Source organism: Bradyrhizobium iriomotense (genome assembly GCF_030160715.1).
Taxonomy (GTDB): Bacteria; Pseudomonadota; Alphaproteobacteria; order Rhizobiales; family Xanthobacteraceae; genus Bradyrhizobium; species Bradyrhizobium iriomotense.
The window spans coordinates 101,482-113,606 of the sequence record NZ_BSOW01000026.1 but is presented as its reverse complement, the minus strand read 5'-3'; the positions used below and the strand labels follow the sequence as shown (position 1 = coordinate 113,606).

Here is a 12,125-nt window from a genome sequence, read left to right as displayed (position 1 = left end):
CGACATCTTTTGTTGCAGTGGCGACGGGTTGCTGCGCTCCGGCGGTTGTCTACCAGTAGAACTGGATGATTAACGGGATCGGAAGTGCGAAGCCGATGGACCGTTCGATGCTGCTGAATTCGTGATGGAAGTGCCGTGCGACGGTCTGCTGGCGGTGCCTTTGTTTGCGCTGAGCCAGTTTCACGGGCCTGCCTCTCGAAGCAGATTTCGACTCGGCGGGCTTCCCTTCGGCCGGGCGTGCGGTGATTGGCTTTTGTTCGACCGGCGCAGCCTGAACGGGTTTCGCTTGGCTCGCTGCCGGCTGCTCGACAGGCTGTGCGGTGGTCGGCTTCTGCTCGACGGGCGCCGTTTGAACAGGTTTCGTATCCGTCGCTGCGGGCTGTTCGACAGGTGACGCGACAGTCGGCGTTCGCTCGACCGGCGCAGCCTGAATGGGTTTCGCCTGGCTCGCTGCCGGCTGCTCGACGGGTGGAGCGGTGGTCGGCTTCTGCTCGACGGGCGCCGTTTGAACGGGTTTCGTATCCGTCGCTGCTTGCTGTTCGACAGGCGACGCGACAGTCGGCTTTCGCTCGACCGGCGCAGCCTGAACCGGTTTCGTCTCGGTCGCTGCAGGCGGCGCAGCGCGTGATGAGGTGGTCGCCTTCTGCTCGACAGGGCCCGTCTGAACGGGCTTCGTCTTGGTTGCCGCGCCGTCTTCCTGATCCATCACCAAACGGCATCCCTGGCTGAGGTTCGCCCTGTTCCGCCGCATGCAGGCGACGATCCTGGAAATATTCGGGATCTCTGCACTGCAAAGACGGAATGCATCGCCCATGCACATCTCTCGTGCCCTGGCGCTGTAAGCAAAACTCGACGAAGTCGCTGCTGTCGACAGGGAAAGCACCAGACCCAGCGTCAAGCCGATCTTGCGGATGGTGTTGATACGCGTTGCGCTCATGTGGTTACCCGTCGTTCGATGGCCGAACCAGCCAAACTTGGCCCATCGAAACGGAAGCGACTGTGATCGATTGCACGTTCCGCGCCGAAGCATGTCGCGCGCTCGGGTTTCACTCCCTGCTGAGCATTGGGTCGCGCACGAGCCGCTGCTCGACCCAGCCTTGGCTATGCCCTTGGCCGAGCTTGCACTGTGACGAGCCTCATGGATGAAGACGCTCTGGTCTCGCACTGTGCGGCGGCTTGCATGCACGCAAGCGATCAAACCAAAGGATCAGAGACATGTTCAAGACCTTCCGCCGCTCGTTCGCGGCAGCCACCGCGCTCGTCGCGGTTTCTCTCGTGCCAGCCATGGCCTCCCAGATGCCACTCAAGGAAAACGGCATGCACAACAGCGTCAACCCGAATGCGAGGATTCGGCTGCCGCAACACCGGTTCCCTGCGACCACAGACAGCGGAGCGTATGGAATAGGCGGTGCCGCGACGCCCAACGTGCGTTGCCCGCCTGGGGCAAACTGCCTGACGCCTTGAGAGCTGCCGAGGTCGACGCTATGCGGCGCGAGAAATCGCGTCGCCATCGCGGACCGAAGAGGACGGCCGTGTGCTTTGCGGTCGGACAAAATTCAACGCATCAATTCCCAATTTTGTCCAAACAGACCGGCCGCTACCCCCCAATCGACTTACATTGAACCTCCACCTCCACCCCAGTTCGGATAACGATTATCATACGGGCTGGGCTGGTTACCAAGCGGTGCGGATTGGTAGTGGACCGGCGGCCAAGGCGGTGCGTAGGCAAAACCTGGTACGGTCCCTACGAGCGCGCTTTGCCTGGCGTGAACAGCGGCATGCCGCCGGTGTGAGTGAGACGCCGTGTCGGCGCTGGCAGATGCATACAGGGCGATAAGAAGGCTCAGGGCCAAGATAGAACGCATCGCATCTCCCTTCGATCGTCCTGCCCGCGCTAAGATAGCATCTAGCTCACGCCGCCTCGATCTGTTGCACCAGAACGACCAATCACAACCGCGGCACCCGAATGCTTGCATCGCCTCGCCGGATATGAATTTCCGCCCGACAATGCTTGCCCGCGCCAACGAGGTGATCAAGTGGCGCTTCCGCAAAGTGGCCCTCTTGAGACCTCGCGATGGGCATCACTGAATATGTCCGCTCACCGGAGTTGACTGGACGCCATCATGGGAGAAGCAAATCGACGCAATTGGACCTGAAGCGGTCATCACGCCTGGTTCGTCGGGAGCCAACGAAGGTAGACTGGACTCGTCGTGGACACCTATCACTGCGCCTTGGTCACGGCGGTAAGGTTCATCGTGAGAAGGACACCTGGCTTCGGAAGTTCCCGTACTGAGAATACCGTGCGAGCGGGCCTGTGATTTCCCATCATCTGTATGTAAGCCGCATTCATTGCCTCGAAATCGGACATGTTCGCCAGAAAGACGTTGACGTGGACAACATGGTCGAGATCAGAGCCAACGGCCTCAAGCATGATTTTGAAGGATTTCAGGATTTGCAGGGTTTGTGCGCCTACGTCCGACCCCGCCAACTGACCCGTCGACGGATCAACACCCGCAGTCCCGCCAATCCAGATGTGCTCCCCAACCCTGGCAACGTGATTGTACGGGCCGATGGGCACCGGCGTGTTCGGTGGCGTAAATGTTTCGACGCGCGATTTCAAAAGTATCGCTCCATTTTTGGACTCTCCATAGCATCTGGGTGGGATGTCAGGAAGTGGCCGTCCGCTACATATTGCAATGCTGCGCGAGTTTGGTCGCTAACGGGGCTCACAGGCCGCCATCTATCGCAGCGGGCGACGCTCGTGATCAAAGCCGAACGTCCCAACACGTCCCGGTAGGCTGCATCATTTCCGATAGACAAACTTGAGGCATGCCCACCATGATGCTTCGCATCGCCTGGAGAACCATGAGGCCGAGTACGCGACACGGCCATATGCGATAGCCCTGCGGCGAGCGGGGAGACGGGAGCTCACACCCCTGCCGCGTTCCTTGCGATCACGTTGCGGTAGAAGCTTGCGCTGAGTTTTGGCGTGCGCACTTGCGTGTCGAAGTTCACATGATAGAGGCCGAAGCGCTTGTTCAGGCCGTAGATCCACTCGAAATTGTCCATCAGGCTCCAGAGGAAATAGCCACGCACCGGCACGCCCTCCTCCGTCGCGCGCTGGAGCTGCGCAAGGTAGTTGCGCAAATACATGATGCGGTCGGTGTCGTAGATCTTGCCGTCGGGCCGGACCTGGTCGTCGCCGGAGGTGCCGTTCTCGCTGATATAGATCGGACCGGTCTTCCAGATTTTTGCGGCGAGCTTCGGCACCCAGTAGATCGTCTCGGGGCCGACGCGCAGCCAGTCGGAATTCATGTGCGGAAACGATTTCGGGATCGGCAGCAGCGAGAAACCGGCGCCCTTGTCGGAGGCCAGGACATAATGCTGCGGCGCGTAGATGTTGAGGCCGAGGAAGTCGACCGGCGAGGAGATGATCTTCAGCTCCGCATCGGTGTATTTCGGCGCGTTGGGCCCTGCAAACTTCAGGAACGCGTCGGTGTATCTGCCCTCCATGATCACGTTGAGATAGCTCGCGTTCAGTTCGCGCAGCGCGATCTCGGTGGCGCGGACGTTCTCGGGCGTGTCGATCGCGGGAATGCAGGCATCGATATTCTCGGCCGGCCCGACCCTCGTGCCGCGGCGACCGGAGCTGCGAACCGCCTGCACCGCAAGCCCGTGTGCCAGCGCGGTGTTGTGCCTGACCTGGTTCACCTCGGCTTGCGATAGCACCAGGCCCGGCGCGTCGATGCCGATGCCGTAGCCGAAATAGACGAACCTGCCGCTCTCGTTCAACGTGAACACGTTCTTGACGCGATCGGTCAGGTGCTGCGCGACATAGGCCGCATAGTCACCGAACGCCTTGCAGGTCTCGGCCGATCGCCAGCCGCCGAAACGATCCTGCAGCGATTGCGGCAAGTCCCAATGATAGAGAGTGAGCCACGGCTCGATGCCGTTCGTCAGGAGCTCGTCGATCAGGCGATTGTAGAAGTCGAGCCCCTTCGGGTTCGGCTTGCCGTCGCCGTCCGGAAACACCCGAGGCCAGGCGACCGAGAAGCGATAGGCCTTGCAGCCGAGCTCCTTGATCAGCGCGATGTCGTCCTTGTAGCGATGGTAGTGCTCGTTGGCGCGGTCGCCGTTGGTGCCATCCTCGATCTTGCCGGCCACGCGCGTAAACGTGTCCCAGATCGACGGCCCCCGCCCGTCTTCGTTCACGGCGCCCTCGACCTGATAGGAGGAGGTCGCGGTGCCCCAGAGGAAGCCCGCCGGAAAGCCTCCCGCCGGGCGCGGCGCCGGTCCCGGCTTAGCCTCCGCGGATTGCCCGGGAGTTGCCATCCCCGCCGCGGAAAGCCCCACGATCTTCGCGAACTGGCGACGCGAGAACTTGTCCGGCATTGATGCTGCTCCACTGGGACTGTTGCAGCCGGCACAATGGCTGCTCTCGCCTGATTTGAGAAGCCGGGTTCCCGCGTTGGCTCGACTGCAACACTCGCACGGAATCTGTCATCTCCGAGTGTGACGTCGGTAACGTGTTATCGGACCAAACCATGGTTTAGCTTGAAGTGAGCCCGGTTCCTGAGGTCTCTTTCGGACAGCTTGCACCGAAGCGAATCGGACGTCGCCCCGTGTGGATACCGGGACTTTCTGTGTCCAAGGCATGAAACTCGCATGACAAGGCACCGGGAGATCCGTAGTTTTTTCGCTTTGAAGGCGCACGAGGGGACAGGGTGATTCACGCTGGCGTAAGCCCGATGGCGTTGCGTGGTGACCGGCACGGCCAGGATGTCGTTGCCGGCCTCACGCCAGGCCTTTCGTTCGCCCTGGTGCGACACGCGCCGCGAGAGATGCTGCGCGTATTACAGTGCGGCCCTAACGTCACCGTGGAGATGCATTGGCCGTCGGGAGAGGCAGGCCTCTTCCTGCGATGCCGTATCGAGCTGAGCCCGAGAGACCCGTGGCGGTTGCGGCATCGGCGGCACGCCCATCAGGCTGCGAACCATCAATCATCTCACCTGGCGATCCTTGCAATGACATTGCTGCTCGGCGTCTGCGGCTGGATCGTCGGCGGAGCCGAGGGCATGCAGCGGGCGCTGGCGGGAAGCACGCCCCGTCCCGACGAAACGATCATCTCGCGCGAGAACGTGTATCGCTGGTTCGGCGCCCGCCCGCTGTCCCCTGCCGAGGTGCCGGACCTGTTCGCCATCCTGACAAAAGTTTGCAGCCGGGCCGGGCTGGTGCGATTGCCGGATCTCTATTGCCTGCCGACACCGCGCGACATGAATGCCTATGCACTCGGCGGGCCGGAACGCAGCGCCATCGTGTTGACCGAAGGCCTGCTGCGCGGCATGACGCGCGACGAAATTGCCGGGATATTGGCCCATGAAGTCGCTCATATCCGCAACAATGACGCCTGGACGATGGGCTGGGCGACGGCGTTACGGCGCGCGATCGATTGGACCTCGCTCGCCGGTCTCGCGCTGCTGCGAACCAGCCATCATCACGCTGGCATGACATCGAGCCGGCCATTGACGATGCTGCTGAGCGCAGCACCAACTCTCGGCCAGCTCCTTGGACTTGCTCTGTCGCGCGTGCGCGAACTGGATGCAGACGCAACGGCGCTCGAGCTGACCGGCGACTCGCGAGCACTCATCGCTGCACTCGACAAGCTGGAGCGCCATCACACCGGCTCTGCACCAAGCCGCACGTCCGCATTCGTGCATGATCCGGCGCGCTTGCTTCGCAGCCATCCCGCCACCTCCGAACGCGTCGGCACGTTGCTCAACCTCGCCTACTAGAGCGGGATGAGATCGGGATGAGTCGTCATCGCGCTTTCACGCAAACGCGCTCCACGTTTGTCGCGAGGGAAAAGCGCTTCTCATTTTTTTCGGATCATGCTCCAGCATTCACGCAAGTTGGCATCGATGCACATCGGAAGGCTCGCTGACCAGGCAAAGAGTGCTGACGAAAATCTGCGCGCTTGAAATTTTTTCGGTGTTTGATCGCCGCCAAAATATCGCCGCGCTTTGGCGAAACTATTTTGACGTGAGTACGTTTTTCGCGTCTCTGCTCCTTGCAGAGTCTCTGCTCATTGCGGAACTGGGGAGAAACCAGCGTAATTGCCGAGCGTTTGAGCGGACGTAGGACGTAAATGATAAATGGCTGGCCCACGGTGCCAGCGAGGAAAATCCGCTCCACATCTCTCGACGGCTTTTATTTTTGCCGCTCTAAAACATCTTACCGTCGGCTTGTCACCTCAGGGGACACAACGCATGTGCTTCCCCGGCGGGCGACATTGCCGACTGCTGAGACTTCCGTGCCAAGCATTTGAACTTGAAGGTCCAACGCCGTCGCACCGGCGTGACGGACCGCTATTGCCCGCGAAGAGGGCGCGCCCGCGACCGGCCTTCGCAGGATTCTTGGCAGAATTTTGGGCTGAGGGCACCACCATCGCAAGGAGGCCAAGCGATGACGTATTTTGATACCCTGCAACAGAACCTCGCGCATGGTTCGCCATTCGGACAGTTCGGTCCGCAACAATGGGGATCGGGAGCATTCGGTTCGCAAGGCGGCCAACAATTTGGCGGAGGCGGTCTTGGACTGGGCCAGGCGGCCTATGGACAGCAATACGGACAGTTCGGCGGTCAGCCGACCTTTGGCGCGTTTGGATACGGCCCTGGCTGGGGCGGACAAACGGGCTGGGGTCAGCAGCACTGGGGCGGGCAACAGCGGCAGCTTTCGCCACAGGACGTGAATGAGGTCGTGCGGCAATTGGTCCCGGCGCTGCCTCAAATTCTCGCGCAAGCTCAAACGCCGTTCGCAGGAATGGGCTATGCGGCTTACGGCCAGGCGCCGCGGCAGCTAAGTCCGCAAGACGTGAGCGAGGTCGTGCGGCAGATCCTGCCCATCGTGCCGCAGATCGTGGGAATGCTGCAGAGCCAGCCCCAAATGCAGCATTCGGCCATACACGGCGGTCTCGGTCAGGGTCAATTCGGAGGCTTCGGTCAATTCGGTCTCGGCCATCCCGCGCAGACTCAGCCTGGGCAGATGTGGGGTACGCAGTTCGGCGCGCCGCAGTTCCAGGCGGCGTTCGGCGGTGGTCAGACCGGCCTTGGCCAGCAGCGACAACTGACGCAGCAGGATGTCGCCGACATCACCCGCCAGCTGATCGGCGTCATTCCCCAGGTCATCGGTAACCTTCAGGCCTACGGCCAGCAGCGGATGATCTGACCGCGCGGTAAGGCGCGACCGCCGCCAAAAGCGGCGGTCGCGCCTGCCGTTGCGCATGCTTCCTCCGAAGGAGAACCCTCATGTCGGATTCCAATCCCTCCGCAGCATCCGCGTCACAGCGCCAGTCCTCAGACATTCAGCAGCTCGTGGGCCTGCTTGGCAATCTGATGCCGCTGCTCTTGCGCCTGCAGTCGCAAACCTTCGAGCAGCCGTTCCGAACCGTCCCCGGCAACTTCGCGATGCCGAACCCGGCGCTCGATCATCAGGCTGCGGAAAACATGATGGGCGACATGATCGCAGAATCGCTGCGTTCGCTCTCTTCCTATCTCGAGGCCAACGCGGCACAGCATGCGGGCCTCGAAAACTGCGTTTCGATCGTCACCCAGGCGGCCAACAAGTTTACCGAGCGGGATTTTGCGCAGGCCTTCAACCTGATTTATTTCGCCTATCGCGCGATCGAAGCCGCCCGCGCGGCCGATCCCCGCGTTCCGTTGCTGCGCCAGGCGTCGATCGATCGCACGCAATCTTCCATCCACTGAAATCAAAGGAGGCGACGCCATGGCACCAAGTCCAGATGATGCGCGACCGACCTCGAGCGACAATCGACGTAGACCAGGGCGCAGCACTCAATACATGATCGCGCCAGCGGGCCCCGGCGTCAGCGCTCAAACGCTGGCCGAGCAACTGAACCAGTTCGGCAACATCCTGTGGACTCATGACCAGCGCGGCATCAGTGGCCCGCCTATTGCGATCGTGCGCATGCCTGACGAAGCCGCTGCCGCCTTGCGCCGCTCTACGGCCGGCAGCTTGATCATCGAGCCGGACAGCCATCTGCGAGCTGCATCCTTCGCGGGTCCGGCCTCCTCTTTCATCCCTGCGGCCGCGACCATGACCGCGCTCGGCCCGGATTTGAAGGTGACGATCCGGGTCCTGAGCGAGACAGGTGCGCCTGTGGAACAGGCAACCGTGCAGCTCGTTGGCGAGCAGGCGTCGGTTCAGGGACGGACGGACCGCGACGGCAACGTCGATCTGACGCTGCGGGACGAAGTGCCGGAAACAATCGCCGCCATTTTCGTCAGCGCACGCTCCGGCCATTGGGGCTTGTGGCAACAGCAGCCCAACATCGAGGCCGATGCGGTGAACACCCTCACCCTGAAACCGTTGCCGCTCCCTGGCCGGCTGGATTGGGGCGGCGAAGCGATGCGCTTCGATCAGATTCCCGACCACTGCCGTGGAGCCGAGGTCAAGATCGCGCTCATCGACAGCGGCGTGGCGACCAGCCACCAGCAATTGGGGAGGATCGAGCACGGTATCGACGCCCGAACCGGCGAAGATCGCTCGTGGTCGAAGGACGTCACCGGCCACGGCACCCCTTGCGCAGGCATCATCAATGCGGCTGCGCAGGCAGATCACGGCATCCGCGGCTACGCCCCGGACAGCGAGCTGCATGTTTGCAAGCTTCCCCTGGATGCCCGTTGCAGCGACCTGATCGCGGCGCTCGATGATTGCCTGCAAAACGGCATCGACGTGGCGTGCATCGGGGTCGGTTGCGCGCGCGGCTCCGTACTGGTCGAGCAGCACATTGCCATGGCCAAGCAGCAAGGCGTCAGCATCATCGCCGCTGCCGGCAATTCCGGCGAGGGCGTGCTGTTTCCGGCCTGCTCCCCGCATGTCATGGCAGTCGGTGCGGTCGGACGGATGGGGAGCTTCCCGGACGACAGTCCGCAGGCGGCGCAGGCCGCAGCCGCCACTGCGGCGGCGGGTGGGTTGTTCGTACCGCCGTTCTCCTGCCGCGGGGCCGAGCTCGACCTGTGCGCGCCCGGTGTTGCGGTCATTGCCTGTCAGTCGCCGGACGGCTACGCCGTCTGCGACGGCACCTCGCTCGCAGCAGCTCACGTTGCCGCGCTTGCAGCCTTGATCCTCGCCGACCACGGCGACTTCAAGGGCAGCTTCATCGCGAAGGATGCACACCGGGTCGAACGTCTGTTCCAGATTCTGAAGGATACGGCGCAGCCCATCGGCCATCCATGGCAGACCGGAGCCGGATTGCCGGATGCAGCCCGCGCGCTCGGCGTCTGGTCCGATCAGCGGCCCCTTGCCATGCCTCTGAATGCCGGATTGCACGAGATGCGCAGCGCCATTCGGCAGCTCGATCGGATTCCATTCGGCGCAAGCCAGGCAATGATGTTCGAGCCGCCGCGCGGCCCGGCCAACGTGACGCGGCTTCCGCTGAATCCGGCCCCGCTGTCGTTCCAGGCCGCCGACGGGGGAACAGCAACGGTGCAAGAGCTCAGAGCAGCGATGGCGCTCGCGGGTCTGGCAGAAGGACCTTAGATCGGGACCCCGCAGGCCTAGAACGTCGCGCGCAAGCCGGCATAAAAGGCCCGCGGCCTTGCCGGGCTCAGCGAGCGCGGGTCGGTGAAGGGATTGCCGCCGTTGGTGAAGTTGGGCACGGCGGTGGTGTCGAAGAACTGTCCGTAGGTCGCGTAGCGATTGTCGAAGATGTTGTCGATCCTGCCGTAGACCTGGATGGTCTTGTTGACCTGATAGGACGTGTGCAGGTTGAACACGGTGTAGGACGGCAGTTTGGCTGCCTGGTTGGATTCGTCGCCGACGAAATACTGGCTCGACACGAACAGCGCGTTCCCGCCGACCTTCCACGCATCGGTGACCGCATAGTCGATACCGACCTTGACGCGATGACGCGGCACGGCGGGGATTTGGTCGCCAGGCAGAACCTGGATGGTTTGGGTGATCGGATCAGCAAAAGGGCTATTGGAGCCGAGCACCAACGGATCGAGGAAGCGCGCATCGACGAAGGCGTAGCTTGCCTGGAATTGAAGCGTGGGCGACTTGATGTTGATCTCTGCTTCAAGACCCTGGCGCCGCGTCCTTCCGACGTTGGTGAAGTAACCAAAGCCCGTGCGATCAGGAACTGCGACGGCAAGAATGTCGTCATAATTGGTCGCGCGGAAGCCGCCGATCTTCCAGCCGAGCGTGCCGATGCTCAATTCCCTGGTGCCGCGCAAGCCTGCTTCGACGGTCTTGGACACGACCTGCTTGAGCGGCGGATCGGAGACCAGGAATGCGGCGATCAGGCAAGGATTGGCCGGGTCGGCGCAGCTGAGCTCGAGCGGCGTCGGCGCGCGATTGGCTTCCGAATAGCCGGCATAGGCGGTGAGCTCCGGCGTGATCTTGTAGGTGCCGCCGATGATCGGATTGAAGCGGTCGAAGGTGTGATCGCCGTTGAGATCCGTGCCGAGCTGGTCCTCCAGCGTGATGCGGGCGTGGTTGAAGCGGCCGCCGCCGGTGATCGCGAAGGCATCGGTCACGTTGAAGGTGTCGAGCGCATAGAGTCCGGTATATTGATTGACGGTGCGCAGCGACACGGGGCCCATCTCGCCCGTCGTGGGGGTGCCGGATTTCCCTAAGAAAATCCCGCTGCCGGTGACGACGTAGTCCGTGCCGATGGTGCCGAGCTCGGCCGTGGCGTTGAAGCGTGTCACGCTGGCATCGAAGCTTGCGCCGACCACGAAGCGGTTCTCGTGATCGAACAGTCTGTCGGTATTGGTCGCCTGCCCGGAGACACCGAAGGTGGTCGATCGCGTCGTCGTGCGGTCGATCTCGCCAAGCAGCGTCCCGGGCGCAAACGGATTTGTGAGCTGCGCGCCGTTCAGGCCGTTGGCCGGCGTGGTGTCGTTGCCGAAGCACAACAGGCCGGCAGCGGCGCATTCCTGCACGTCGGTGGGATTGCCGTCGACCACGCGCTGCTCGAACACGCGCGCATGCGCGGTGCTTTCAAAGGTCCAGGTCGGCGTGGCCTCGACCTTGCCGGTCAGGTTGACGTAGCCGACTCGGTTGTTGGTGGTCTGCGGCGTGGTGTAGGTCGCGCCCCAATATTGCTGGAGCAGCTCGGCGGGAACGGTGGCGGAAGCGCCAAAATTGTTGTTGGCGAGCCCCATATTGACGTGGAATTCGCTATCCCCGCCCTTGTATCCGACATCGCCGTAGAAGCGGCGCACGTCCGACTGCGAGAAGTTGCGGAAGCCGTTGTCGTGCAGGCCTTCGAGCGCGGCATACACGGCGTAGTTGGTGTCGATCTGCTTGCCCCATTGCGCCGAGCTCTGGATGCGGCCGAACGCGCCGCCCATGGTGTCGATCTCGGCGCCCTGATAGGTAAAACCGTCCTTCATTTGCAGGTTGACCGCGCCGCCGAGCGCATTGAGGCCGAAGGCCGGATTGTTGGTCACGACGGTGACCGACCGGATCGCGGCGGTCGGGATCAGATCCCAATTGACGCTGTCGGCGAAGGCTTCATTGATGCGCACGCCGTTCTGGTAGACGGCAAGCCCCTGCGGCGTGCCGACGATGGGCGAGGCGACGAAGCCGCGAAACTCGACATTCGGCTGGAATGGATTACCGCTCACCTCGGAGATGTTCACGCCGGCCACATTGTCGCGGAGCGCGTCGGTGACGTTCAGCGAGCCGGTGCGCTTGATCTGGTTGGCATCGACGGCGTTGATGCTGGAGGGAACCTTGTCGACGTCGAGACCCTTCGCGTTGCCCGGCGCGGTCGGGTAGACGTAGATGCGGGGACGGCTCACGACGCGCGTTGCGGGGCGCGACGGCGCACGGCGGACGGTCCGCTCCGGCGCGACCACCTCGACCGGCGGCAGGTTCTGGACATTCGTGTCCTCGTCCTGCGCCGCCATCCCGGCGTCAGGCCACAACACCAACCCCGTCGACATCGAGGCAATCAACAGCCTTCGCACGCCCATCCCCAACCGTCCCATTCCCACGCGTCGGCTGTTTTGAACGTCGCCGATTGCGGGAGAAAGTGTAATCGACGGTGAGCAACGCGCCAGCTACAAAAGGTCGGACGGTATCGGCACCATATTTCC

At 62.6% G+C, this 12,125-nt stretch carries 9 protein-coding genes; 5 read left to right on the top strand and 4 right to left on the bottom strand.

The window, feature by feature from the left end; translation table 11 throughout:
- Nucleotides 1-49: 49 nt before the first annotated feature.
- Complete coding sequence (locus QQL28_RS46230; RefSeq protein ID WP_431309670.1) at nucleotides 50-937, bottom strand: hypothetical protein; 888 nt, start codon at nucleotides 935-937, stop codon at nucleotides 50-52.
- A gap of 278 nt (nucleotides 938-1,215) precedes the next feature.
- Between QQL28_RS46230 and QQL28_RS31640 the strand changes: the two genes are divergently transcribed.
- A complete protein-coding gene (locus QQL28_RS31640) occupies nucleotides 1,216-1,464 on the top strand; it encodes a hypothetical protein (protein ID WP_284271801.1) in 249 nt (82 codons plus the stop codon).
- 757 nt (nucleotides 1,465-2,221) lie between these two features.
- On the opposite strand, the gene QQL28_RS31635 is transcribed toward QQL28_RS31640, so the two are convergent.
- Nucleotides 2,222-2,620: a RidA family protein gene (locus QQL28_RS31635; RefSeq protein WP_284271798.1), complete on the bottom strand. Its 399-nt coding sequence runs from the start codon at nucleotides 2,618-2,620 to the stop codon at nucleotides 2,222-2,224.
- A gap of 308 nt (nucleotides 2,621-2,928) precedes the next feature.
- A complete protein-coding gene (locus tag QQL28_RS31630; protein ID WP_284271795.1) occupies nucleotides 2,929-4,392 on the bottom strand; it encodes a GH1 family beta-glucosidase in 1,464 nt (487 codons plus the stop codon).
- Between the two features lie 632 nt (nucleotides 4,393-5,024).
- Between QQL28_RS31630 and QQL28_RS31625 the strand changes: the two genes are divergently transcribed.
- The 4 genes from QQL28_RS31625 (at nucleotide 5,025) to QQL28_RS31610 (ending at nucleotide 9,558) form a co-directional block, all read left to right on the top strand.
- A complete protein-coding gene (locus QQL28_RS31625; protein WP_284271793.1) occupies nucleotides 5,025-5,792 on the top strand; it encodes a zinc metalloprotease HtpX in 768 nt (255 codons plus the stop codon).
- Between the two features lie 670 nt (nucleotides 5,793-6,462).
- The gene (locus QQL28_RS31620; RefSeq protein WP_284271790.1) at nucleotides 6,463-7,224 is read left to right on the top strand and encodes a hypothetical protein; all 762 of its coding nucleotides are present in this window, start codon (nucleotides 6,463-6,465) and stop codon (nucleotides 7,222-7,224) included.
- A gap of 80 nt (nucleotides 7,225-7,304) precedes the next feature.
- Nucleotides 7,305-7,763 carry a hypothetical protein gene (locus tag QQL28_RS31615; RefSeq protein WP_284271788.1) on the top strand — a complete coding sequence of 153 codons (459 nt, stop codon included), beginning with the start codon at nucleotides 7,305-7,307 and terminating at the stop codon, nucleotides 7,761-7,763.
- A 94-nt stretch (nucleotides 7,764-7,857) separates the two neighbouring features.
- The gene (locus QQL28_RS31610) at nucleotides 7,858-9,558 is read left to right on the top strand and encodes a S8 family serine peptidase (RefSeq protein ID WP_284271786.1); all 1,701 of its coding nucleotides are present in this window, start codon (nucleotides 7,858-7,860) and stop codon (nucleotides 9,556-9,558) included.
- 17 nt (nucleotides 9,559-9,575) lie between these two features.
- Here the strand turns inward: QQL28_RS31610 and QQL28_RS31605 are convergent, their stop codons facing one another.
- Complete coding sequence (locus QQL28_RS31605; protein ID WP_431309669.1) at nucleotides 9,576-11,972, bottom strand: TonB-dependent receptor; 2,397 nt, start codon at nucleotides 11,970-11,972, stop codon at nucleotides 9,576-9,578.
- Nucleotides 11,973-12,125 lie beyond the last annotated feature (153 nt).